Genomic DNA, 21,836 nt, shown 5'->3' on the forward strand with positions numbered 1-21,836 from the left:
CCTTAATGGACAAGAGTAATCGCGACATTCACATGTATACGATCGCAGCCTGCTTGGTCGCGGTCACGATCGATCTGTCGCTCGCTGTTTTCATGGATCGTCAGAGCCTGCTTACCTCAACGATCAGCGATCTCGCCGCAGGTGACTTTGATCTGGCGCAGGATATCGGACTTACGTTGGTCGCTATCGCGATTGCCCTGACCGCACTCGTGATCTGGAAAGATGCGAATAATGACCGGCGCCTCAAAACTGCAGCCATTTTGCTGGCTTTCGCCGGGCCGCTCATCGTTCTTATTTCGCTTTACGAGGCCTATTCAAAACAGGACCCGGACGGCCCCCTCATTCATTATTGGGTGGTCGGCGCTATTGGGCTTTCTATTTCAGTGGCACTCGCGCTGATCGCCTGGGCGCGAAGCGAGGCCCATCCCTTGTTCAAATGGGGCACGGGTCTTGCGGCGATAATCTTTCTGTCGGCTGGCACTGCCACTTTCGGGGTTTCGAACGAGATTATCGGTCTTGTCGAAAGGTTTGCGGCAGTGGCCCTTATTCTCTGGCTTCTTGGGTTTCACGGCAGCCGTCTTGTCCAGACGACCTAGAACGGCCGATCTCCATTCACGGTCACGCGGCGCATATGGCGGCGGTGGCCGGCATAATCGTTCAGGGCGAAGTGCCAGGTCGACCGGTTATCCCAGAAAGCGACCGAGCCTTTCTCCCATCTGAACCGGCATGTGAACTGCTCCTGCCTCGAATGCTCGAACAGGTAGTTGAGCAGTGGGCGACTCTCACGCTTCGTCCAACCCTTGAAGCGCAGGGTGAAGGCCGGGTTTACGTATAGCCCCTTGCGGCCCGTCTCTGGATGGGTGCGCACCACAGGATGCTCGAATTCCGGCGCATCATGGGCCTGTTTCGTTTCCATGGACTGACGGCCCATCGCCGACTGACCTTTCGGCCCATACTCGCGGCCTGCAGAATGGATGGCAGTCAGCCCCTCGAGCGTCGCTTTCAGCCCATCCGACAGGGCATCATAGGCCATGTGCTGGTTCGCCCAGAGCGTGTCGCCGCCATAGGGCGGAACTTCAATCGCATGCAGGATGGAGCCGAGCGCAGGCTCCTCAAGGAAGGACATATCGGTGTGCCAGCCGCCACCGAAATTGGTCTTCTCTTCTGGCTCCTTGATGATCTCGAGGATCTCCGGGTGGCCCTCCATCCCCCTCACATAAGGATGAACGTTGAGGCTTCCGAAGCGCCTGCCAAACGCCTTGTGGCGCTCGGGGCTCAGGTCGTTCTGATCCCTGAAGAAGATCACGTGATGATCGAGGAAGGCCCGGTGCACCATGTCGAAGGCTTCGTTTGAAAGGTCTTGCGAGAGGTCGACCCCTTCAATCTCTGCTCCAAGCGCACCCGAGATTGGCCTGACATTGATGTCGTGGTTCATCTTTAATCCTTCACTGGGCCGTCTTGCGCGCCTCCCTAGAAGGATAGCAGACACACTGGCCTGCCGGAAGATCAGGAAGAGGCGGCGGCACGCTTGCGGCTCTGGCGCTGCGAGAACCAGACCCCCGCAAGGATCAGGATAAATGCCGCCAGCGCATTCCAGTCCTGCGTCTCCCTGAACGCGAAATAGCCCAGTATCGCCGTCATGATCGGGATCACATAGCCTGTCAGCGCGATGAAAGTCGCGCTGGTACGCGCGACAAGGTGCATGAGAATAATCCCTGCGAGCCCCGTGGAAACCGCCCCGAGCCCCAGCACGCTCAGCACATTCGCCGTATCAAACCTGACCTCGCTCCAGTCCGTCACGGCGAGCATGGGGAGTGATGTGATAGACGCTGCCGTCAGGAAGCCGACCGGTAGCACAATGGGCGGCAGACGCGGCGACTGGCGCGCGATGATGCTGTTGACCGCGTAGCAGAATGCGCCGCCCAGAACGAGAAGCTGGGCAACAAGGTCGGCATTACCCAATCCTTTCATGGCATCGGGCCCGAGCAGCACGGCGACCCCGGCGAAACCGAGCGCGAGTCCGCCAGCCTTATATGCGGTGAACCGCTCATCGTGAAACCAGAAATGCGCGAGAATGGCGGTGAACAGCGGCGCACCGGAAATAAGGAGTGCGGCAAGCGATGAATCGATTGTCTTCTGTCCTGTGGTGATCAGGTAGAAAGGCAGTGCTGTCCCGACCGTCCCCATGCCGACAATCGCGAGCCAGGAAGCCCGATCAGTAAAGGGTGGAAGGCGCTCGCCTCGCAAAAGCATGACGAGCCATAAGACTAGCGCGCCCGTGATCAGGCGCCCCGGAATGATAACGCTTGGCGGCAATTCATCTACGGCGACTTTCGTCATCGCAAAGGCACTCGCCCAACAGGCAGACAGAAGGAGGAAAAGCCCCCAGTCGGAAAGGGAACGCTTTGTCTGCATGAAGGCTCGCCCGTAAATCTATTGCCGACACGGACTCGCACCCCCGCGCGCCCCCGGCAAGTCTCCAGCTCTCGATAATGTCACAATTGTTTCCCTATGCGGCGGCGCACAAGTCTGGCATAAGGGCGGTGGGCCAGCCCTCCCCAACGAGGGCCAGCCTATCTGTAAGGATAGGAGTAAAACAGATGACACTACCCCCCAAGCCGGAGGTTCGTCCGGCGTGCCCGCATTTTTCCTCGGGCCCCACGGCCAAACGCCCCGGATTTTCCCTTAAACAACTCGAAACGACAGCCTTTGGTCGCTCGCACCGTGCGAAGGATGCGAAAGCCAAGCTGAAGGAAGCAATCGATCGCACCAAGCAGGTGCTGAACCTTCCGGATGACTATCGCGTGGCCATCGTGCCTGCCTCAGATACAGGCGCTGTCGAGATGTGCATGTGGTCCATGCTCGGCGCGAAACCGGTCGACATCTTTGCCTGGGAAAGCTTCGGCAAGGATTGGGTGACCGATGCCCAGAAGCAGCTGAAACTCGACAATTGCGAAGTCTATGTCGGCGACTATGGCGTCCTGCCGCCATTCGAAAGGGCGCGGGACGATGCCGATATCGTGTTCACCTGGAATGGCACAACATCCGGTGTGCGCGTCGATGATCATAGCTGGATCAAACCGAACCCGGACCGGGTCGTGATCTGCGACGCGACCTCTGCTGTGTTTGCGCAGGAAATCCCGTTCGAGAAGCTCGATGTCATCACCTATAGCTGGCAGAAAGTGCTCGGTGGAGAAGCGGCCCACGGCATGCTGATCCTAAGCCCGAATGCGGTGAAACGCCTCGAGAGCTACACGCCAGACCGCCCGCTGCCCAAAATCTTTCGCATGACGAGCGGCGGCAAGCTGAACGAAGCTCTGTTCGACGGCGCGACAATCAACACCCCCTCCATGCTCTGCGTTGAGGATTATCTTCGCGCGCTCGATTGGGTGGAGGAAGCTGGCGGTCTTAAGGGCCTCAAGGCGCGCTCCGATCAGAGCCTTGGCATCCTTGAGGACTGGGTCGCAAAAACCGACTGGATTGACTTCCTCTGCGCTGACAAGGCAACGCGCTCGAACACGGGCGTCACCTTCAAGATTACCGATTCGCGTGTGGCAAAACTCGACACCGAGGCGCAAGAAGCCTTCGTGAAGAAGATGGTCACCCTGGTTGAGAAAGAAGGCGCCGGCTTCGACTTTAACTCCTACGGTAAGGCGCCTCCGGGTCTGCGTATCTGGGTTGGGTCTACCGTAGAGCCGTCCGACGTCGAAAAACTGTTGCCATGGCTCGACTGGGCCTTCGCGACGGTCGCATCAGAGCTTCAGGACGCCTGATCAAACGCCGCTCATCCCCGCGAAGGCGGGGATCTCGTGCCACACACCTTTCCCTTCATTGCCTGAGGTCCCCGCCTTCGCGGGGACGATCGGGGTAAATCTTCAGGAAACATCCCATGCCTAAAGTCCTTATCGCTGATGATCTCAGCCAGGCAGCCGTCGATATCTTCACCAATCGCGGCATCGACACCGACATCAAGGTCGGCCTGTCGAAAGACGAGCTGATCGCCATCGCCGATCAGTATGACGGCCTCGCCGTACGCTCTGCTTGCAAGCCCGACGCAGACGTCATTGCCGCCGCAACGAACCTCAAAGTCATCGGCCGCGCCGGGATCGGTGTCGACAATATCGATATCAAGGCCGCGACCGCCAAAGGCGTCGTCGTCATGAATACCCCGTTTGGGAACGCGGTCACGACCGCCGAACATGCCGTTGCCATGATGTTCGCCGCTGCCCGCCAGATCCCCGCTGCCGACCAGGGCACGCAGGCAGGCAAATGGCCGAAGAAGAGTTTCGTCGGCACGGAGCTCTCCTATAAGACGCTCGGCCTCATCGGCTGCGGCAATATCGGTGCCCGCGTCGCAGAACGCGCCAAGGGCCTGACCATGAAAGTGGTCGCCTACGACCCGTTCCTGACGGAAGAACGAGCAATTGAGCTTGGCGTCGAGAAGGTCGATCTCGACACGCTGCTCGCGCGGGCTGACGTGATCACGCTGCATACCCCGCTGACCGACCAGACCCGGAATATCCTATCCAGGGAAGCGCTGGCCAAGGCCAAGAAGGGACTGATCCTTGTCAACTGCGCACGCGGCGGTCTCGTGGATGAGGCGGCAGTGCGCGAAATGCTCGACAACGGTCATCTCGCGGCTGCGGCCTTCGACGTTTTTGCTGAAGAGCCTGCCAAAGAGAACATCCTGTTTGGTGCGCCCAACTTCATCGCCACGCCGCACCTTGGCGCGGCCACAGTCGAAGCACAGGAAAACGTCGCGCTTCAGGTCGCCGAGCAGATGAGCGACTATCTTCTCTCCGGCGCCGTGACAAACGCGCTCAACATGCCGTCTGTCACTGCTGACGAAGCTCCGCGCCTCAAGCCCTTCATCGAACTTGCTGAAAAGCTCGGCGCGTTTGCCGGTCAGGTCTCTGATCACGGCTTTGAAGAAGTCGTCATCGAGTATGAGGGCGAAGTTGCAGAGCTGAACCGCAAGCCGGTGACGGCAGCTGCCCTTTCCGGCCTGCTGCATGCGTCGCGCGGTGACGTGAACATGGTCTCAGCGCCGTCGATACTGGCAGAGTCGGGTGTGAAGCTGTCCGAGACCAAGACCGAAGAGAGCCCGGTCTACGACAACCTTATCCGTATCAAGGTGAAGGTGCCGCGCACGGCCAATTCGGATGAGACGGGCTGGCGCTCGCTCGCCGGTACGGTTTCGGCAGGCCGCCCACGCATTGTCGAAGTGAAAGGCATGCCGCTCGAAGGCGCATTCTCGTCCGTGATGCTTTACGTCAACAATATCGACAAGCCCGGCTTTATCGGGGCGCTCGGGGCGATGCTGGGCGAAGCCGGCATCAATATCGCGACTTTCCACCTCGGCCGTCAGGACACAGGCGGCGAGGCGATTGCGCTGATCGGCATTGATGGCCTACCGCCGCATGAGCTCACCGAAAAACTCGATGCCCTGCCCCATGTTAGGTACGCGAAAGTGCTGAACTTCTAGCCTCCGATCATAACATTTATGCCTGCCCTGAGGGTTCTACTCTGGGCAGGCAGACTATCTTGGCTCTGGTAATCCACATTAAGGGAGCCCCCTCATGACCAAACTCGCCATCGTCTACCATTCCGGTTACGGCCATACCGCCAAAGTAGCTGAGCACGTCGCCAAGGGCGCGCGCGGTGTCACCAGCGTGACGCTGGACGTGATCAAGGCTGACGACCTGCAAGCCGCTGAAGAAGGCCCGTGGGACACCCTCGCAGCCGCTGATGGCATCATCTTCGGGTCACCAACCTATATGGGGGCAAGTTCGTCAGTGTTCCGCAAGTTCGCCGAGGCCTCTTCCAAGGTCTGGATGAACGGCGGCTGGCGCGACAAGATCGGCGCTGGCTTCACCAATTCCGGCTCACTTGCGGGCGACAAGCTCAATACGCTTCAGGAAATGATGATCCTTGCCGGCCAGCACGGCATGATATGGGCCAACTACGGCGCCTTCCCTGGCTACAATACCAGCCAAAGCGACTTTGGCGCTGCGTGGAATCGTGCAGGACATATGATCGGCCTCGGCACGCAATCCCTGACCGACCTGCCCGCAGACCAGACGCCTGACAAAGCCGACCTCAGTACGGCAGAAGATTTCGGTCAGCGGATCGCAGAAATCACCAAACGCTGGGTTGCCGGAAAGGCATAGTTCACACGCGAACTTTTCCCCGATCCCCGAAAAACCTTGACCTTATGCCCGCCCGGTACTCTCTGGGCGGGTATATTTTTTAAGGGGAGCTACCCATGAAACGTCTGATTGCACTTGCGCTTTCCACGACCGCAATCGCTGCTCCGGCCAGCGCACAGTTCGTCGAAGAGGCCCGTATTGGCGTGATGCAGCACAATGTCTGTATCCTCGACTGCAAGAATGCCGACAAGGAAGACGGCCCAAATATCGAGGCCGAGCTGGTCTTCGCCAGCCCTGACTTCCTCAGCATTCTCGCCAGCCCACGCCCTTTCATCATGGGGTCTTTCAACACGGCGGGCGACACAAATTTTGGCGGCTTTGGCCTGATGTGGAACTGGGACTTTGCTGAGGGCTGGTCGCTTGAACCAAGCCTTGGATATGTGATCCACGATGGCGCAAACGAAAGCCCGTTCCCGCAAGGCGATCCGCGCAGTGACGCCTTCGCTCGCGAGAATATCTATTTCGGTTCTGACGACCTTTTCCGCTCGGGCCTCGCACTGAACCGCGACCTTACCGAAACGGTTGGCGTACAGGTTCTCTATGAGCACCTTTCCCATGGCCAGATTCTCGGCGATGGCCGCAATCAGGGCGTCGATAATATCGGCGTTCGCGCCTACTTCCGCTTCGGACAGTAAACCTGCAAAAGGCTGACGGAGCTTACCCTTCGTCAGCCTTGCATCACGCCGCCGAAGCGCGAACTCTCCCTCCCACGGAACTTGGTTTCAGGGAGAGTTTGCATGACCAAGAAGCATGCCATCGTCATCGGGTCCGGTCTTGGCGGGCTTACTGCGGCTATCAAATTGCAGGAAGCCGGACACTCATTCGATCTGATTGACCGCAATCCCAAGGTTGGGGGCACCTGGTACGAAAATTCCTATCCGGGCTGCGCATGCGACGTGCCTGTCGCCCTTTATCAGCTGTCCTTTGCCCAGAGTATAAACTGGACTCGCACCTTCCCCCAGGGCCCTGAAATCCAGGCCTATGCCGAGGAAATCGCTGAGCGCTACCAGCTTACGCCTCATATGCATCTTGGCGATGAAGCGGTCAGTGCCGATTGGGATGAGAGCGACAAGACCTGGACCGTCAGAACCGAGAGCGGAAAGACTTTCACCGGCGACATCCTTGTCGGCGCCCTCGGACAGCTCAACCGCCCGAACTGGCCAGCAATTGCAGGGTTGGACGAATTCGAGGGCGCGAAGATGCACTCGGCCCGCTGGGATCACTCGGTGTCCTGGGAGGGCAAACGCGTCGCTGTCATCGGGTCTGCCGCGAGCGCGGTGCAGATCATTCCCGAAATCGCAAAGACCGCGAGCCATCTTACCGTCTACCAGCGCACCCCCAACTGGGTCACGCCTCGCCGCGATGTGCCGGTCAGCCCGCAGGAACAGGCGCTGATGTTCACGCAGCCGGAAGCGGCCATGGATATCGGCGCGCGTGGGCGCCAGCTTATCTATGACAATGCCGATCACTTCTTCTGGCAGGTATTCGAATGGACTGAAGCAGGCCGCGCCGCCTACACAACCATTGCGACGAACCACTTGCATGAGCAGGTCAAGGATCCTGAGCTTCGCAAGAAGCTGACCCCTGACTATCCGATCGGATGTCGCCGCATCCTGATCTCCGACGACTATTTCCCGGCCCTTCAGCGGGATAATGTCGAGCTGGTGTCAAAGGCACCAACGAAGATCGATGCCAAGGGCGTCTCGACACCCGACGGCGATTATCGCGAGTTTGATATTCTCATCTTCGCCACCGGCTTCGAGACGACCGAATGGAAATGGTCTGTCGACGTGCGGGGCGTCGATGGCCAGCACCTCAATGACGTCTGGGCCGATCACCCGTCCGCCTACGCGGGCATCACGGTAAACGGCTTTCCGAACCTCTTCGTGCTCTATGGGCCGAACACCAATCTTGGGCATAACTCGATCACCTTCATGCTAGAGCGTCAGGTCGAGTATATGATGAAGGCCATTGAGGCGTTGGATGCGCAATCAGCCAGGGCCATGATGCCGACGAAGGCCGCGCAGGATGCATGGAACACGCGTATTCAGGCCGATCTGCAAAAGACAGTCTGGGCCGACCCGGCCTGCAATTCCTGGTACAAGACCAACGACGGGCTCATCACGCAGAACTGGTCATCCCACACCCGCGACTATGCGAAGGAAGTCGGAGCGGTAAAGGTTGAGGATTACGAACTTATCTGACCGGTTATTGTCGCACCATTTGCAGGTTCGGCATCTGCGCTCTTGAAATCCGCCCCTAAAACCTTTCAGTGGCGAGCGGAGAAATCAGGAGCTTCATATGGCAGGTGTGGTGGTTGTCGGCGCCCAGTGGGGCGATGAAGGCAAAGGCAAGATCGTCGACTGGCTCTCGAGCCGCGCCGACACGGTAGTTCGCTTTCAGGGCGGGCATAATGCTGGCCATACCCTCGTCATCGACGGCAAGACGTTCAAGCTTGCCCTCCTACCTTCGGGCCTCGTCCGCGGCGGCAAGCTGTCCGTGATCGGTAATGGCGTGGTCGTAGACCCGTGGCACATGCTGACTGAGATCGCAGGTATCCGCGAGCAAGGTGTTGAGGTGTCACCGGAAACGCTGGTGCTCGCTGACAATGCGTCGCTGATCCTGCCGTGGCACAAGGATATCGACGCCGCGCGTGAGGGCGCGCTTGGCGCAGCCCAGATCGGCACGACCAAGCGTGGCATTGGCCCAGCCTATGAAGACCGGGTCGGTCGCCGCGCCATCCGTGTGGCCGACCTCGCAGACCCTGCTGCCCTTGATCTCAAGATAGAGCGCCTGCTTGCCCACCACCGGCCACTTCGCGCCGGCGTCGGCTTACCAGAGCCGGACGGCGAGGCGCTCAAGCAGGACCTCCTGAAGATTGCGCCGGAAGTCCTCGCCTATGCTCAGCCCGTCTGGAAGACGCTGGATGAGCAGGTCCGCGCAGACAAGCGTATCCTGTTTGAAGGCGCACAGGGCGTCATGCTGGACGTGGATCATGGCACGTATCCGTTCGTCACATCCTCCAATGTGGTCGCAGGCAACGCTTCGGCAGGTGCCGGCGTCGGACCGGGCGCGATTTCCTACGTTCTGGGACTGGCAAAAGCCTACACGACCCGCGTGGGTTCAGGGCCTTTCCCGACGGAGCAGGACAATGAAATTGGCGAGCGTCTCGGCACGGTCGGCCGCGAAGTTGGCGTGAATACGGGTCGCACGCGCCGCTGCGGCTGGTTCGACAGCGTCATGGTCCGTCAGGCTTGCGCGACATCTGGCGTGAATGGACTCGCGTTGACCAAGCTCGACGTCCTGGACGGGTTCGAAGAGATCAAGGTCTGCGTCGCCTACAAGCTGAACGGGGAGACGATCGATTACTACCCGGCAGGGCTGACAGATCAGGCAGCGGTTGAACCTGTTTACGAGAGCATGCCGGGCTGGAAAGAGACGACCAAAGGCGCACGTAGCTGGAGCGATCTACCCGCAGAGGCGGTGAAATATGTTCGCCGTCTGGAAGAGCTGGTTGGCAAGCCTTGTGCGCTTGTCTCGACGTCTCCGGAACGCGAAGATGTCATCCTGATGCGTGACCCTTTTGAACGGATCTAATCGTCAAGCTCGACGATATCGCGGATAAACCCGCTCGTGGGGTTTATCAGAAATGCATACTGGTCAGCGCGCACCCACTCGAAGCCAGCATCCGGTTCGCGAAGTCCCTCTGTTTTCCAGTGGTTCAGCAAGTTGCCGCGATACTGGATCGGTAGATAATCGCCGCGCTCAAAATCAGATGGCAGCTTGTCGCCCGCCATTTCCCGTTCAACCGACTTCGGCTCATCGAAAGACGCAGGTGGTCCCGCTTCGCTGATGGCAGCGAGGTTCGAGAAAAACGCAATGACCAGTACAAGTTTCGACATCGGATGCTCCGTTCAATATCAGCAACGAGCTGTGCGGTCAGGCAGTTCCGGCGTGTCGCCATAAGGGCTGTTGATTCGAACCGCGCCTAGGCGCTCCCAGTCACTGAACAGGTATGACAGTGAGCGAGCGCGATCGCGCCGGCCGTCGCGACATTGATGCTGTCGAAGCCGCTAGCCATTGCAATTCTGACAGGTCGACAGCGGTCAATGAGTGCGTCCTCCAGTCCCGGACCTTCGGACCCCAGCAAGATAGCGGTCTTTGCTGAAGGCTTCAGCTGGTGAAGTTCCGCTGCCGTAGCCCGCGGCGTCATCGCCCAGACGTCGAAGCCTGCATTCTGCAAACGCCCAATATGATCCTTGCCCTGCCCGTCTCGCACGAAAGGTAGCCAGAGCGCCGCGCCTGCAGAAACGCGGATAGATTTGCGATAGAGCGGGTCGCAGCTTTGCTCATCGAGCAGTACGCCGCCCGCGCCGAAAGCGGCCGCATTGCGAAAAGCAGCGCCAACATTGTCGTGATTTGAAATACCGTTGAGGACGAGCAGTGTCTCTGCCTCCAGCAACGCGTCCAGAGCGAGAGGCTCTCCCTTGCGAGCGCAGGCCAGCACGCCGCGATGGATTGGAAAACCGGCAACTTCATCCATCACGTTTTGTGGCGCGACATAAACCGGAACGTCCTGCGGCAGCAGCGCAAGAATGTCCGACAGCGGCTCGAGCCGCGATTGGCCGATAAAGATGCTCTCGATCTCGAACAGGGATCGCTCCAGTAATGTGGCGAGCGTCACCTTGCCTTCGACAATGAACCGCCCATCGCTACGTCCTGTAAGGTCGCGTTCGCGGATCGAGACGTAAGGGGCAAGGCGTGGATCATCGGCGTCGCTGATGGATACAATTCTCATTCACGCCTCATCCCACAAACAAAAAAGCCCGGCCAGTGTCTACCAACCGGGCGTTCCTCGTTGTCTTGAAGCGTGGCCTCAGGCTCCGACTGGGAGCCCCCGTTCCTTCGCCATCCGTTTCATGGCTTTCTGAATCTTCTCGAAGGCGCGGACCTCAATCTGCCGAATCCGTTCACGAGAGACGTTGTAGACCTCAGACAGCTGTTCCAGCGTCTTCGGATCGTCGGTCAGGCGGCGCTCCTGAAGGATGTGCTGCTCGCGCTCAGACAGATCTGCCATAGCTTCCTGAAGAAGCGTCATACGGCTGTCGAATTCCTGTCGGTTGGCATAGGTGTCGGCTTGGGTCGGCTCATCATCGGTCAGCCAGTCCTGCCACTCCATGTCGCCTTCCTGACCCATGGGCGCATTCAACGATGCGTCTGAGCCACTCATCCGGCCGTTCATGCTGAGTACGTCCTTTTCGGACACGTTCAGACGGGTCGCAATCTCGGTCACCTGGTCGGGGTTAAGATCACCGGCGTCCAGCGCGTTGATTTCACCCTTGATGCGGCGGAGATTAAAAAATAGCTTTTTCTGGGCCGCTGTGGTGCCGAGCTTTACAAGGCTCCAGCTGCGCAAAATGTATTCCTGAATTGCCGCGCGGATCCACCACATCGCATAGGTAGCGAGGCGGAAACCCTTGTCAGGATCGAATTTCTTTACGGCTTGCATGAGGCCAACATTGCCCTCAGAGATCACCTCGGCCATCGGAAGGCCATAGCCGCGATAGCCCATGGCGATCTTCGCCACCAGTCGCAGGTGCGAGGTCACCATTTTCTCAGCAGCCTCAGTGTCCTCATGCTGCTGCCAGCTTTTGGCGAGCATGAACTCTTCCTGCTTTTCCAGCATGGGAAATTTGCGGATTTCGCTGAGATAGCGGCTCAGTCCCTGTTCTGGGCTAAGCGCAATCGATGTTTTTATAGCCATCGGCTTTTGTCTCCGTATCTACAGGTACTGACCCATTTGTCCGGCATCAGTTCCGTATCGGCCCTAGAGAAAGCTTGTAGCCCCGATCATCGGCAGCGTCTCTCCCCCTTAAGCGCATTTGCTTTATCGCGCCCTTGCATAAATGGGGAGCCTGCCGAGCATTTGGAAGAGGCAAATCATTGAAAAACAAGGCCAAAGTAAAGCGTTTGGCACGAGGGCCGGATTAACCATCCGGCGCTCTTGTCGCACCAGCGCCCTCGCCTTGGCGTGCTCAATATAAGCGAGGTGGATGAATTTTTGGCAAGCTGCGCGATTATCGCGGGCAGCTGCGTCGAGTGAACGCAGAACGCTGGCGATGACTTTGCCCGCTCATTGGCCTACATCATCGGCTGGAAGGACATTGAAATGGTCAACTTACTCACGATCGGCTTTTATATAGCCATAGCCGTGCTGGTTATCGTTCTAGTCGTAGGTGTGGTAAACCTCACCCGCACCGATGATGCACAGGCAAGCCGGTCCAACAAGCTCATGCGGCTACGCGTTCTGGTGCAGGCAATTGCGATCGCGCTTCTCTGCGCCCTCGCCTTCGCAGCCGGCGCTTTCAGCTAGCGAAACCCAAAACCACGAAGGCAATCCTCTTGGTAAAGCTCGACAAGATTTACACGCGCTCTGGCGACAAGGGAAAGACACGGCTCGCAACCGGTGAGCTTGTCGACAAGTGGGATGCACGCGTCACAGCCTATGGCAGTGTGGACGAAGTAAATGCCGCGCTAGGCGTCGCCGTGCTGAACGCCGACGGAGAGATGAAGGCGCAGCTTCAGCGGATACAGAACGATCTATTTGATCTTGGCGCAGATCTGGCAACGCCAGAACGCGACAAGCCGCTTGGCTTTGAGCCTCTGCGCGTCGTAGCAGAACAGACAAAGCGTCTCGAAAACGAGATTGACGCAATGAATGCCGACTTGGCGCCATTGGACAGCTTCGTGCTGCCGGGGGGCACACCGCTTGCTGCGCAGCTCCATGTTTGCAGAACGATCTGCAGGCGCGCCGAACGCGATGTGGCAAAACTTGCTGGCACTGCCGGCGAAAAAGTCAGCGAGCATGCGCTGAGCTTCATCAACCGGCTTTCGGACTGGTTCTTCGTCGCGTCCCGCTTCGCTAATGACAAGGGACGGTCAGATATCAAGTGGAAGCCAGGCGCGAACCGTTAGGCATTAACTCGCAGGCCGGTTGAGCGCCTCGATAAAATGCTTGTTCAATCCGTTAACCGTTGCCTGAAGCGCCATCCAGTCTTCTCTGGAAATTCTTGCTGCCATATCATGACGCATAGGCCCTGCAGCGATCTCGCAACGCAACCTCATGTCCGCGCCTTCCTGAGTAAGGGTAACGAACCTTGACCGGCGATCTCCCGGTTTCGACCTTGTTTCGACGAATCCATGGTGACGCAGCTTTGCGATCGTGGAGGACATTGTAGGTTGTGAAACTGTATGGATCTCCGCAAGTTGAGTGATCGAGAGCCCATCATCGGCAAAGAGCGTTTCGAGCACAGCATACTGGGCCACTGTTATGGGGTCTGGCAGGCAGGCCGCGAGCGCGCAATCGGCGAGGTGCGCGAGTCGGCCGATCTCTCGCAACACTGAAATTGCGACATCGTCATCCACGGTCAGTCCCGCGCATTTTTCGTCCGTCATAGGATTAATCCCCTGCCCTTATGAGGAGATACCGCCGGGCGGCAGGAAGTCAGAAGTAAGTTTTGAAACTTTGCCGATGAAACCTGCCCCACCGGAAGCCGCGAAATCCGGGTTGAGTTGCTGCCGTATTGGAGGCATTGAAGCGCCATGACAGACACTCCTCCCGACAGGCTGAGCCTGAATCCGCGAAGCCGCTTTTATGATGAGACCCTGATCCGCCGCGGCGTCGGCGTTCGCTTCAAGGGTCAGGAGCGGACCAATGTCGTTGAATACTGCCTCTCCGAGGGTTGGATAAAGGTCGCAGCGGGTAAGTCGCTGGACCGCAAGGGCAATCCGCTGACGCTGACGCTTAAAGGCCCAGTCGAGGTATGGTTTGAGGATGTCGAAGGCGAGAACGAATAGTCTCAGCCCGGCTTGAAAAGCCACTAGCCGTCAGCTGACCAAATCTGAATGCTGGCGGCGTAGCGGCGAAATGACCTCGAAGCCGCCGCAACGCTTGATTGTTGCAGTGCACTTCTCTAGGTCATCACCAGTTTAACAGGGATAGAAACAGGAGCCAGCCTATGAAGGTGCTCGTACCCGTAAAGCGGGTCATCGACTACAATGTGAAGGTCCGCGTAAAATCCGACCAGAGCGGCGTCGACCTCGCTAACGTGAAAATGTCCATGAACCCTTTCGACGAAATTTCCGTCGAAGAAGCCGTTCGCCTGAAGGAAAAAGGCGCGGTTGAGGAAATCGTGGTTGTTTCCATTGGGCCGCAACAGGCTCAGGAAACCCTGCGGACCGCGCTCGCCATGGGCGCTGACCGTGGCATTCTGATCAAGACCGACGACAACGTCGAGCCACTCGCTGTCGCCAAGATCCTTGAGAAGGTGATCGGCGAAGAGAGCCCGGAGCTCGTGATCCTCGGCAAGCAGGCAATCGACGACGACTCCAACCAGACGGGCCAGATGCTGGCCGCGCTTCTTGACTGGCCACAGGGCACGTTCGCCTCGGAAGTCATTCTGGAAGACGGCAAGATCAACGTCACCCGTGAGATTGACGGCGGTCTTCAGACCCTTTCGCTCCAGACCCCGGCTATAGTCACGACCGACCTTCGCTTGAACGAGCCGCGCTATGCGTCTCTACCAAACATCATGAAGGCAAAGAAAAAGCCAATCGATGAGAAGAGCCCGGGTGACTATGGTGTCGATACCGCCGCCCGCCTCAGCGTCGTCAAAGTGACCGAGCCACCCGTTCGCGAAGCTGGTGAGAAGGTCGAAGACGTGTCTGAACTCGTCACCAAACTCAAAGCGAAGGGAGCGATCTAATGGCTGTTCTCGTTATTGCTGATCACGACAACGCAACGCTGACGGACGCAACGCACAAGACCGTCACCGCGGCAAAAGCTTTTGGCGGCGACATCGACGTCCTCGTTGCCGGCAAGGGCGCAGGCGATGTTGCCGCTGCCGCTGCAAAAATCGATGGTGTGCGCAAGGTTCTCCACGCCGATGGCGATGCTTATGAAAAGCAGCTCGCCGAAGCTATGGAAGCGCTGATCGTGCCGCTGATGGACGGCTATGACGCGCTATTCTCGCCGGCAACCACCATGGGCAAGAACGTCACCCCGCGCATTGCGGCAAAGCTCGACGTCATGCAGATCTCCGACATTACCGGCATTGAAGGCACCGACACGTTCGAGCGCCCAATCTATGCAGGTAATGCGATCATGACGGTGAAATCATCCGACGCGAAGAAAGTCGTCACCGTTCGCGGTACGGCATTCGACGCAGCTGGCGAAGGCGGCTCTGCTTCGGTTGAGACCATCGATGCACCAGCTGGCCCATTCAAGGCAGCCTTCGTCGAAGAGAAGATCGTCCAGTCGGACCGTCCAGAGCTTACCTCTGCCAAGACCATCGTGTCTGGCGGTCGCGCACTTGGCTCGAAGGAAGAGTTTGACCGCCTGATGATCCCACTTGCTGACAAGCTTGGCGCCGGTATCGGTGCGTCTCGCGCAGCCGTGGACGCAGGCTATGCGCCAAACGACTATCAGGTCGGCCAGACCGGCAAGATCGTCGCGCCAGAACTCTACATCGCCATTGGTATTTCGGGCGCCATCCAGCACCTTGCTGGCATGAAGGACTCGAAGATCATCGTTGCGATCAACAAGGATGAAGAGGCACCAATCTTCCAGGTTGCCGATTACGGCCTGGTTGCCGACCTCTTCAGCGCTGTTCCTGAGCTGACCGAAGCGGTCTAGTCGGAAACAGAACTATTGAAATTGAAAAGCCCCGGGCGCCGCGCGTCCGGGGCTTTTTCTATGCTGTCTCGAGCTCCAACATGACTTCGTCCATCAGCGCGCCAATTTCTGTGTTCAGAACGAGGCTGGCATAGGGGTCAAGGTCGGTCGGCTCACGATTGATGATGACAAGCCGGGCACCTGCGCGTGCGGCGAGCACAGGGATACCTGCTGCCGGGTACACCGCTAGAGAGGAGCCCAGCACGATACACAGATCGCAGGACTCCGCCTCAGCGGTCGCAAGGGCCATCTTGTCTTCAGGCATCGCCTGTCCAAAGGAGATCGTTGCTGTCTTCAGAAGACCTGCACACGCCGCGCAGATAATTTCCTCATCATTCTCCCAGGGCGCACGAAGCTCTTCGAATTCGTGGCGCATGCCGCATTCAAGGCATTTGGCGTAGGACGCGTTACCGTGAATTTCGATGACCTTGTCATCGGGAACGCCAGCATCCTGATGCAGATTGTCGACATTCTGCGTAACGACAGCGCTAACCTTGCCCTGCTTGACCAGCTCAGCGATCGCGAGATGGCCCGTATTCGGCGTGGCGCCGACCCAGCCGGCTGTGCGATTGAAAACGCGCTTCCATGCTTCGCGGCGGGCATCGCGGTCCGAAACAAAATCCTGAAAATAGATTGGCTTCATCTTCGACCAGACGCCGCCCGGGCTTCTGAAGTCGGGAATGCCGCTTTCGGTGGAGATACCCGCGCCCGTGAAAACAAGGACGCGGTCGGCGGCGCGGATCATCTCCGCGAGTGATTTCGCATTGCTCATTGCCTGACCTTAAACCAGCGTCAGAACAGCATCCAGAGGCCCATGGCGATCATCATGAGATTCTCTGTCAGTGAGACAAAGCCGAGTGGCACATTCGAATTGCCCCCGACGCAGGCGCACTTCAGTTCCCGCTTGTCGATATAGACGGCCTTGAACACAGAGACGGCTCCGATGGAGCCAATCAGGATGGCAACAGGTGCGGCCAGCCAGATCAACGCGCCCGCAATCATCAGGATGCCAGCGAAGGCTTCGGCGAAGGGATATACGAAGGCATACCTTACATCTCGCTGGGCGAGCAGGTCATATCCGAGGAACTGGTTCTGAAATGCCGTCAGGTCCTGAAGCTTCTGGATTGCGAGCACACACATCGCGGTCGCGATAAAAAGCTCCAGAGCGCGGACGGTGAAAATCGTTCCGGACGCAAAATAGCTTATCGCCAACGCCGTCAAAAAAGACGTCGCAAAAATCGCAATGACAGGCGTGTAGCTCGTCTTGTCTTCCTTGTCGGCGGCTGTCGACTTGCCGAAGTAACGGCGCAAATCGTCATGGCCGCCGACCCGCTCGCCATTGATCCAGGTCTGCGGCGTCGTCTTCACGTCATGCTGCTGCTTGAAGGCGTCCGTTTCCTCACGGGTGGTGAGATGGTTGTCCTCAATCTCAAAACCCTCGCGCTTCAACAGGTCACGCGATTTCAGCCCGAACGGACAGATATGCTTGTCCATCACCATTCTATAGAGCACGGCCTTGTTCGGACCGCTGCGGTCAGCCGGCTTCAGCGCGTCGTCATTTTCTTTCACTGCGTCAGACATTGATGTCACAACTTCCTTTCAGTGTGATCGATGACCTCTATATCGGTTCCGTACCATGGTACGGAGTCAAGGGATGAATGATATGACGATTGGCCAGTTCGCCCAGGCAGGCGGCGTTGGCGTTGAAACCATTCGCTATTATCAGCGCCGGGGCCTGCTGGAAGTTCCTGATACGACCTCTCACGCCGCTCATACAAAGGCGGTCAGGCGCTACAATGCCGGCGATCTGAAGGCGCTCAACTTCATTCGATCTGCCCAGCGTGCCGGTTTCACTCTTTCGCAGATCGAAGAACTCCTCGAGCTCGACGCCAGTCAGGACAGGCGCCGCGCCCAGGAAATCGCGCTAGAAAGGCTGGCCGCACTAGATGCTGAAATCAGCGCGCTGCAGCAGGCACGTCTCAGTCTGGTCAAACTATCAAACGCCTGCGCTAAAGGTCCTTCTGGCCCATGCCCAATACTTTCTGCCTTTGATCACTAAGGGTTCAGTTCCCCCTCGAACTCCGGGGGTTGGCGGGTCTCGGCCTCTTCTGCTGTCGCCGCAACGCCATTCTTCGCGATGTCGGAGAGCAACCAGTTCATCTCCTTGATCTCCCTGCGCTGTGCCCGGATGATCTCGTCCGCGAGCTCACGCACACGCACATCCTCTATATTCGACCGCTCACTTGTCATGATGGCGATGGAGTGGTGCGGAATCATGGCTTTCATATACGAACGGTCGCCGACGGTGGCCTGGCTCCGGACAAGGTAGAGCGCGCCCATAAGCATCAGCGCGCCACCCGCAAAAATTGCAATGTTCACTTTGGTGTTCTTGTACATGCCCAGCATGTAGCCAAGCATCACGATCGCCATTGCGCCGCCCATAACAAAGGTCATGTAGAAACGCGTTTCGCTCCAGCGAACATGCTCAAAGGCGTAAGTGTTGAAGTACATCAGCGCGAACATGACGACCATGGACGTCAATATCATTGCGCCGAAACGGATGTAGGAAGATGAAGTATTCATCGGACGTCCTCCAATTTGTTTCTCATTGGAGAAGGCATCGCTCTTGGTTAAGTTCCGAAAAGTGCAACGGAGAGCGCCATGATGCGTGAAACGATAAACCGGGAACTGGACCACGATCCGCGCTTCACCTGGCGCGGCGGATCAGTCACGCGCATTGAAAACCTGTCGGATATTGTCTTTGCACTTGCTCTCGGCATGATTGTCTCCTCGGCCGCGCGACCAGAGACGTTCAAGCAGCTTACCGAGAATCTTTTGACGATTATTCCCGTAACGGCGGCGTTCGGTATCCTCTTCATGATCTGGAACGCGCATTATGTTTTCTTTCGGCGTTACGGTGTCGCCGATGGTCGCATCATCCTGCTGAATTGCATCCTTCTCCTGCTCGTCCTCTTCACCGCCTATCCCCTGCGTTTCATCTTCGACAGTCTCTACGGCTATATCGAAGGCGTCATGGGCGACTGGAGCAGGCTACAGGCCGCCGGGATCAATTTCCGCGAAGCGGGCGTCATCATGGGGTACTTTGCGCTCGGATATGGCCTCATCTATCTCGTCATCAGCCAGATGTACGCTCACGCCTTGAGCAAGGCAGGGCTCCTCGGGCTAAGCGCGAGCGAAATAGCCATGACACGCCAGTCGATCTGGATATTCAGGGTCCAGATCCTGATCGTGGCGCTCACGGGCGCCTGCGCGGTCTGGACGCCAATGTACGCTTTCTCCGGCTGGATCATGGGGCTGATCTGGCCCGCCGCTTTGCTTGTCGACCGGCTCATACCCGTCCCGGAAGTCGATCCAGAAACAACGACGACAAACTGAACCATGTGCGCTCAAGGCTTGAAATTTGACGCGCTGCACAATCACTCTAGAAGCAGTGAATTACGTATCGTCGCCAATTGGAGGGCGGAATGACTGAGATCGCACGCATTGGTGTCGTAGGCGCCGGCCAGATGGGTAACGGCATCGCCCATGTCTGCGCCCTGGCTGGTTACGACGTTCAGCTGAACGACATTTCAGAAGACGCCCTGTCTGCCGGTATGCAGACAATCGAAGCCAACATGACCCGGCAGGTCTCACGCGACATGATCTCGCATGAGGATATGTCGAAGGCGATGTCGCGCATCCATACCAGTACCTCACTGGACGGTTTCAGCGACGTCCATCTTGCGATCGAAGCAGCTACAGAAAAGCGCGAAATCAAGGAAAGCATTTTCAAATCGCTATGCGATGCGGTGCCTGCCAACGCCTATCTGGCGACCAATACTTCCTCTATCTCGATCACGCGCCTGGCGGCGACGACCGACCGTCCCGAGAAGTTCATCGGTCTTCACTTCATGAACCCAGTGCCGCTGATGAAACTGATGGAGGTCATTCGGGGCCTCGCCACCGATCAGGACACCTACGAAATGGCGCTCGCCTTTGCCAAGCGCCTCGAGAAGACCACGACCAATGCCGAAGACTATCCGGCCTTCATCGTGAACCGCGTTCTTGTCCCGATGATCAACGAAGCGGTCTACGCCCTCTATGAAGGCGTCGGCACCGTCGACAGCATCGACACGGCCATGAAGCTTGGCGCGAACCACCCGATGGGCCCACTACAGCTTGCAGACTTTATCGGCCTCGATACCTGCCTTTCCATCATGCAGGTTCTCCATGACGGTCTTGCGGACACCAAGTATCGGCCTTGTCCGCTTCTAGTGAAATATGTCGAGGCAGGCTGGGTTGGCCGCAAAGCAGGCCGCGGCTTCTACGACTATCGCGGCGACGCGCCTGTCCCGACGCGCTAAGCGTCACTACACGGCCCCTCAAACGCCTAGATTTCCACTGTTCGGATCAGTTCGATCACGGCAAGGATAACCGTGTTCACGGCAACCGCCGCCAGGATCATTCCCATAATCCGGCTGACCAGCGCCGCGCCCGCCATCTTGATCACTCGAAGAATTGGTGTGGCCGCTAGCATGAGGATAAAAGCGCAAGCCATCACGGCGAGCATGATGCCGCCCGTCATCGCCTGCTCCTGAATGGAGAAGCGGTTATTATCGGTCAGCACGACCACCGCGAGGATCGCGCCAGGCGAAGCGAGCGAGGGCATCGCGAGCGGAAAGATCGCGACGGATGAGTGGCCATCTTCTTCTGCCGACCACTGCTCGGCTTCGCTTTCAGGCTTTGAGTCTCCGAAGATCATGGTCAGCGCGAACAGAAGCAGCACGATACCGCCTGCGATCTGGAACGCTGGCAAACTGATGCCCAGCGCATTGATCAGAAACTGTCCGCCTACCAGAAACAAGAGCAGGACGGCGGTTGCCGCGATTGTCGCCTTGAGCGCGATCTTCCATCTGTCCGCTGCTGCCACGCCCGCAGCGACCGCGATGAAGACCGGGATAGTCCCGATCGGATCAATCACGACCCAGAGCAATACGAATTGTTCCAGCAGACTGTGCGTCATGGTCCCCGCCGATTTGAGATTTGACGAGAAGGCCCGTTCCGTCCTTGATGCAGATTGTCGCGGCTCAGCCGATTACAAGCGGCACCATGCGAAATCGCACGCACAGAGCTGTCATCAGCATCGGCTATGGTGGCGAGCCAAGAGGAGATATTCGATGTCCTACGTTCTCGGATTTATCGTCGCTGTGCCTGAGGCCAGCAAGGAAGCCTATCGTAAACATGCTGCGGACGCCTTCCCCATCTTCAAGGATACTGGCGTCATCCGCATGGCTGAGGCTTGGGAAGACGACGTCCCCAATGGTAACCTGACTGACATGCGCAAAGCCGTGGAGGCTGAAGCGGGCGAAAAAATTGTCTTCTCGTGGGTAGAATATCCTTCGAAGGAGATCGCGGACGCCGCCGACGAGAAAATGCACAATGATCCCCGGATGGCAGAGATGGGCGGCACCATGCCGTTCGATGGCAAGCGGATGATCTATGCGGGCTTCGAAACCCTATCCGACGTCGGCAGCGCTGATGGCACTAGCTATATCAGCGGCATGGTCGCACCAGCCCCCGCCAACGGCGAGGAAAGCTACGCCGAATTTGCCAGGAGCATGGCCGCCATTTTTCACGAATACGGCGCGACCCGCATCTTCGACGGATGGGGCGTTGACGTTCCAGCTGGTGAAGTCACCGATTTCCGGCGCGCGGTACAGGCAAAGAACGATGAGACCATCGCCTTCGGCTGGATTGAATGGCCATCAAAGGAAGCCTGCGATTCAGGCTGGGAAAAAATGATGTCTGATGAGCGCATGCAGAACACTGAGATGCCGTTCGACGGCAAACGCATGATCTTTGGAAATTTCAGGCCGATCGTCGATCTCAGCTAG

At 58.0% G+C, this 21,836-nt stretch carries 26 protein-coding genes; 16 read left to right on the forward strand and 10 right to left on the reverse strand.

The genetic code is table 11. The features are described 5' to 3' along the window. Positions 1–5 precede the first annotated feature (5 nt). Positions 6–596 carry a DUF998 domain-containing protein gene (locus O4G74_RS01955; protein WP_269400984.1) on the forward strand — a complete coding sequence of 197 codons (591 nt, stop codon included), beginning with the start codon at positions 6–8 and terminating at the stop codon, positions 594–596. Here O4G74_RS01955 and O4G74_RS01960 read toward each other — a convergent pair. Then, positions 593–1,435 (reverse strand): TauD/TfdA dioxygenase family protein, encoded by an 843-nt coding sequence (locus O4G74_RS01960; protein ID WP_269400985.1) that lies wholly within the window; start codon positions 1,433–1,435, stop codon positions 593–595. The genes O4G74_RS01955 and O4G74_RS01960 overlap by 4 nt on opposite strands. A 71-nt stretch (positions 1,436–1,506) precedes the next feature. Then, entirely contained in the window at positions 1,507–2,415 is a 909-nt protein-coding gene (locus tag O4G74_RS01965) for a DMT family transporter (protein WP_269400986.1), read from the reverse strand. Between the two features lie 185 nt (positions 2,416–2,600). On the opposite strand from O4G74_RS01965, the gene O4G74_RS01970 reads away from it, so the two are divergent. From O4G74_RS01970 to O4G74_RS01995, 6 genes are all read left to right on the forward strand, one after another. Continuing rightward, on the forward strand, positions 2,601–3,773 hold the full coding sequence (locus O4G74_RS01970) for a phosphoserine transaminase (RefSeq protein WP_269400987.1): 1,173 nt from the start codon (positions 2,601–2,603) through the stop codon (positions 3,771–3,773). Positions 3,774–3,889: 116 nt separating this feature from the next. After that, positions 3,890–5,485 carry a phosphoglycerate dehydrogenase gene (gene serA, locus O4G74_RS01975; RefSeq protein ID WP_269400988.1) on the forward strand — a complete coding sequence of 532 codons (1,596 nt, stop codon included), beginning with the start codon at positions 3,890–3,892 and terminating at the stop codon, positions 5,483–5,485. Positions 5,486–5,579: 94 nt separating this feature from the next. Then, complete coding sequence (locus O4G74_RS01980; RefSeq protein ID WP_269400989.1) at positions 5,580–6,170, forward strand: flavodoxin family protein; 591 nt, start codon at positions 5,580–5,582, stop codon at positions 6,168–6,170. Positions 6,171–6,265: 95 nt separating this feature from the next. Next, a complete protein-coding gene (locus tag O4G74_RS01985; RefSeq protein WP_269400990.1) occupies positions 6,266–6,844 on the forward strand; it encodes an acyloxyacyl hydrolase in 579 nt (192 codons plus the stop codon). A gap of 102 nt (positions 6,845–6,946) precedes the next feature. Beyond that, positions 6,947–8,413 (forward strand): flavin-containing monooxygenase, encoded by a 1,467-nt coding sequence (locus O4G74_RS01990; RefSeq protein WP_269400991.1) that lies wholly within the window; start codon positions 6,947–6,949, stop codon positions 8,411–8,413. Positions 8,414–8,510: 97 nt separating this feature from the next. Next, the gene (locus O4G74_RS01995) at positions 8,511–9,806 is read left to right on the forward strand and encodes an adenylosuccinate synthase (protein ID WP_269400992.1); all 1,296 of its coding nucleotides are present in this window, start codon (positions 8,511–8,513) and stop codon (positions 9,804–9,806) included. On the opposite strand, the gene O4G74_RS02000 is transcribed toward O4G74_RS01995, so the two are convergent. The 3 genes from O4G74_RS02000 to rpoH form a co-directional block, all read right to left on the reverse strand. Then, positions 9,803–10,111 carry an RcnB family protein gene (locus tag O4G74_RS02000; RefSeq protein ID WP_269400993.1) on the reverse strand — a complete coding sequence of 103 codons (309 nt, stop codon included), beginning with the start codon at positions 10,109–10,111 and terminating at the stop codon, positions 9,803–9,805. The genes O4G74_RS01995 and O4G74_RS02000 overlap by 4 nt on opposite strands. Before the next feature lie 86 nt (positions 10,112–10,197). Further along, positions 10,198–11,007 (reverse strand): TrmH family RNA methyltransferase, encoded by an 810-nt coding sequence (locus O4G74_RS02005; RefSeq protein ID WP_269400994.1) that lies wholly within the window; start codon positions 11,005–11,007, stop codon positions 10,198–10,200. A 78-nt stretch (positions 11,008–11,085) separates the two neighbouring features. Further along, entirely contained in the window at positions 11,086–11,973 is an 888-nt protein-coding gene (gene rpoH / locus O4G74_RS02010) for an RNA polymerase sigma factor RpoH (RefSeq protein ID WP_269400995.1), read from the reverse strand. Between the two features lie 372 nt (positions 11,974–12,345). On the opposite strand from rpoH, the gene O4G74_RS02015 reads away from it, so the two are divergent. Together O4G74_RS02015 and O4G74_RS02020 are read left to right on the forward strand one after the other, a co-directional pair. Continuing rightward, positions 12,346–12,582, forward strand: coding sequence for a twin transmembrane helix small protein (locus O4G74_RS02015; protein WP_269400996.1), 237 nt, complete (start codon positions 12,346–12,348; stop codon positions 12,580–12,582). A gap of 29 nt (positions 12,583–12,611) precedes the next feature. Next, positions 12,612–13,184: a cob(I)yrinic acid a,c-diamide adenosyltransferase gene (locus O4G74_RS02020; protein WP_269400997.1), complete on the forward strand. Its 573-nt coding sequence runs from the start codon at positions 12,612–12,614 to the stop codon at positions 13,182–13,184. 3 nt (positions 13,185–13,187) lie between these two features. Here O4G74_RS02020 and O4G74_RS02025 read toward each other — a convergent pair whose 3' ends face one another. Beyond that, complete coding sequence (locus O4G74_RS02025) at positions 13,188–13,664, reverse strand: MarR family winged helix-turn-helix transcriptional regulator (RefSeq protein WP_269400998.1); 477 nt, start codon at positions 13,662–13,664, stop codon at positions 13,188–13,190. A gap of 147 nt (positions 13,665–13,811) precedes the next feature. On the opposite strand from O4G74_RS02025, the gene O4G74_RS02030 reads away from it, so the two are divergent. The 3 genes from O4G74_RS02030 (at position 13,812) to O4G74_RS02040 (ending at position 15,903) form a co-directional block, all read left to right on the forward strand. Further along, the gene (locus tag O4G74_RS02030; RefSeq protein WP_269400999.1) at positions 13,812–14,066 is read left to right on the forward strand and encodes a DUF3297 family protein; all 255 of its coding nucleotides are present in this window, start codon (positions 13,812–13,814) and stop codon (positions 14,064–14,066) included. Between the two features lie 161 nt (positions 14,067–14,227). After that, entirely contained in the window at positions 14,228–14,974 is a 747-nt protein-coding gene (locus tag O4G74_RS02035) for an electron transfer flavoprotein subunit beta/FixA family protein (RefSeq protein WP_269401000.1), read from the forward strand. Continuing rightward, positions 14,974–15,903, forward strand: coding sequence for an electron transfer flavoprotein subunit alpha/FixB family protein (locus O4G74_RS02040; protein ID WP_269401001.1), 930 nt, complete (start codon positions 14,974–14,976; stop codon positions 15,901–15,903). The genes O4G74_RS02035 and O4G74_RS02040 overlap by 1 nt, the downstream gene beginning before the upstream one ends. A gap of 58 nt (positions 15,904–15,961) precedes the next feature. Here the strand turns inward: O4G74_RS02040 and O4G74_RS02045 are convergent, their stop codons facing one another. Together O4G74_RS02045 and O4G74_RS02050 are read right to left on the reverse strand one after the other, a co-directional pair. Beyond that, positions 15,962–16,714: an SIR2 family NAD-dependent protein deacylase gene (locus O4G74_RS02045; protein WP_269401002.1), complete on the reverse strand. Its 753-nt coding sequence runs from the start codon at positions 16,712–16,714 to the stop codon at positions 15,962–15,964. A 20-nt stretch (positions 16,715–16,734) separates the two neighbouring features. Then, complete coding sequence (locus O4G74_RS02050; protein WP_269401003.1) at positions 16,735–17,523, reverse strand: MauE/DoxX family redox-associated membrane protein; 789 nt, start codon at positions 17,521–17,523, stop codon at positions 16,735–16,737. 73 nt (positions 17,524–17,596) lie between these two features. Between O4G74_RS02050 and O4G74_RS02055 the strand changes: the two genes are divergently transcribed. Beyond that, entirely contained in the window at positions 17,597–18,001 is a 405-nt protein-coding gene (locus O4G74_RS02055) for a MerR family transcriptional regulator (RefSeq protein ID WP_269401004.1), read from the forward strand. On the opposite strand, the gene O4G74_RS02060 is transcribed toward O4G74_RS02055, so the two are convergent. Beyond that, entirely contained in the window at positions 17,998–18,525 is a 528-nt protein-coding gene (locus tag O4G74_RS02060; protein WP_269401005.1) for a DUF305 domain-containing protein, read from the reverse strand. The genes O4G74_RS02055 and O4G74_RS02060 overlap by 4 nt on opposite strands. 78 nt (positions 18,526–18,603) lie before the next feature. On the opposite strand from O4G74_RS02060, the gene O4G74_RS02065 reads away from it, so the two are divergent. Beyond that, on the forward strand, positions 18,604–19,338 hold the full coding sequence (locus tag O4G74_RS02065; RefSeq protein WP_269401006.1) for a TMEM175 family protein: 735 nt from the start codon (positions 18,604–18,606) through the stop codon (positions 19,336–19,338). An 89-nt stretch (positions 19,339–19,427) separates the two neighbouring features. Next, on the forward strand, positions 19,428–20,306 hold the full coding sequence (locus O4G74_RS02070) for a 3-hydroxybutyryl-CoA dehydrogenase (RefSeq protein ID WP_269401007.1): 879 nt from the start codon (positions 19,428–19,430) through the stop codon (positions 20,304–20,306). A 26-nt stretch (positions 20,307–20,332) separates the two neighbouring features. Here O4G74_RS02070 and O4G74_RS02075 read toward each other — a convergent pair whose 3' ends face one another. Next, complete coding sequence (locus O4G74_RS02075) at positions 20,333–20,965, reverse strand: MarC family protein (protein WP_269401008.1); 633 nt, start codon at positions 20,963–20,965, stop codon at positions 20,333–20,335. Positions 20,966–21,119: 154 nt separating this feature from the next. Here O4G74_RS02075 and O4G74_RS02080 point away from each other — a divergent pair, with 154 nt between their 5' ends. Then, positions 21,120–21,836 carry a DUF1428 domain-containing protein gene (locus O4G74_RS02080; protein WP_269401009.1) on the forward strand — a complete coding sequence of 239 codons (717 nt, stop codon included), beginning with the start codon at positions 21,120–21,122 and terminating at the stop codon, positions 21,834–21,836.

The sequence above is a fragment of the Henriciella marina genome (assembly GCF_027213945.1).
Lineage (GTDB): Bacteria > Pseudomonadota > Alphaproteobacteria > Caulobacterales > Hyphomonadaceae > Henriciella > Henriciella marina_A.

Coding starts and splice junctions, on each gene's coding strand:
- O4G74_RS01955 (WP_269400984.1), top strand. CDS start 6: ATGGACAAGAGTAATCGCGACATTCACATGTATACGATCGCAGCCTGC.
- O4G74_RS01960 (WP_269400985.1), bottom strand. CDS start 1,435: ATGAACCACGACATCAATGTCAGGCCAATCTCGGGTGCGCTTGGAGCA.
- O4G74_RS01965 (WP_269400986.1), bottom strand. CDS start 2,415: ATGCAGACAAAGCGTTCCCTTTCCGACTGGGGGCTTTTCCTCCTTCTG.
- O4G74_RS01970 (WP_269400987.1), top strand. CDS start 2,601: ATGACACTACCCCCCAAGCCGGAGGTTCGTCCGGCGTGCCCGCATTTT.
- serA (WP_269400988.1), top strand. CDS start 3,890: ATGCCTAAAGTCCTTATCGCTGATGATCTCAGCCAGGCAGCCGTCGAT.
- O4G74_RS01980 (WP_269400989.1), top strand. CDS start 5,580: ATGACCAAACTCGCCATCGTCTACCATTCCGGTTACGGCCATACCGCC.
- O4G74_RS01985 (WP_269400990.1), top strand. CDS start 6,266: ATGAAACGTCTGATTGCACTTGCGCTTTCCACGACCGCAATCGCTGCT.
- O4G74_RS01990 (WP_269400991.1), top strand. CDS start 6,947: ATGACCAAGAAGCATGCCATCGTCATCGGGTCCGGTCTTGGCGGGCTT.
- O4G74_RS01995 (WP_269400992.1), top strand. CDS start 8,511: ATGGCAGGTGTGGTGGTTGTCGGCGCCCAGTGGGGCGATGAAGGCAAA.
- O4G74_RS02000 (WP_269400993.1), bottom strand. CDS start 10,111: ATGTCGAAACTTGTACTGGTCATTGCGTTTTTCTCGAACCTCGCTGCC.
- O4G74_RS02005 (WP_269400994.1), bottom strand. CDS start 11,007: ATGAGAATTGTATCCATCAGCGACGCCGATGATCCACGCCTTGCCCCT.
- rpoH (WP_269400995.1), bottom strand. CDS start 11,973: ATGGCTATAAAAACATCGATTGCGCTTAGCCCAGAACAGGGACTGAGC.
- O4G74_RS02025 (WP_269400998.1), bottom strand. CDS start 13,664: ATGACGGACGAAAAATGCGCGGGACTGACCGTGGATGACGATGTCGCA.
- O4G74_RS02030 (WP_269400999.1), top strand. CDS start 13,812: ATGACAGACACTCCTCCCGACAGGCTGAGCCTGAATCCGCGAAGCCGC.
- O4G74_RS02035 (WP_269401000.1), top strand. CDS start 14,228: ATGAAGGTGCTCGTACCCGTAAAGCGGGTCATCGACTACAATGTGAAG.
- O4G74_RS02040 (WP_269401001.1), top strand. CDS start 14,974: ATGGCTGTTCTCGTTATTGCTGATCACGACAACGCAACGCTGACGGAC.
- O4G74_RS02045 (WP_269401002.1), bottom strand. CDS start 16,714: ATGAGCAATGCGAAATCACTCGCGGAGATGATCCGCGCCGCCGACCGC.
- O4G74_RS02050 (WP_269401003.1), bottom strand. CDS start 17,523: ATGTCTGACGCAGTGAAAGAAAATGACGACGCGCTGAAGCCGGCTGAC.
- O4G74_RS02055 (WP_269401004.1), top strand. CDS start 17,597: ATGAATGATATGACGATTGGCCAGTTCGCCCAGGCAGGCGGCGTTGGC.
- O4G74_RS02060 (WP_269401005.1), bottom strand. CDS start 18,525: ATGAATACTTCATCTTCCTACATCCGTTTCGGCGCAATGATATTGACG.
- O4G74_RS02065 (WP_269401006.1), top strand. CDS start 18,604: ATGATGCGTGAAACGATAAACCGGGAACTGGACCACGATCCGCGCTTC.
- O4G74_RS02070 (WP_269401007.1), top strand. CDS start 19,428: ATGACTGAGATCGCACGCATTGGTGTCGTAGGCGCCGGCCAGATGGGT.
- O4G74_RS02075 (WP_269401008.1), bottom strand. CDS start 20,965: ATGACGCACAGTCTGCTGGAACAATTCGTATTGCTCTGGGTCGTGATT.
- O4G74_RS02080 (WP_269401009.1), top strand. CDS start 21,120: ATGTCCTACGTTCTCGGATTTATCGTCGCTGTGCCTGAGGCCAGCAAG.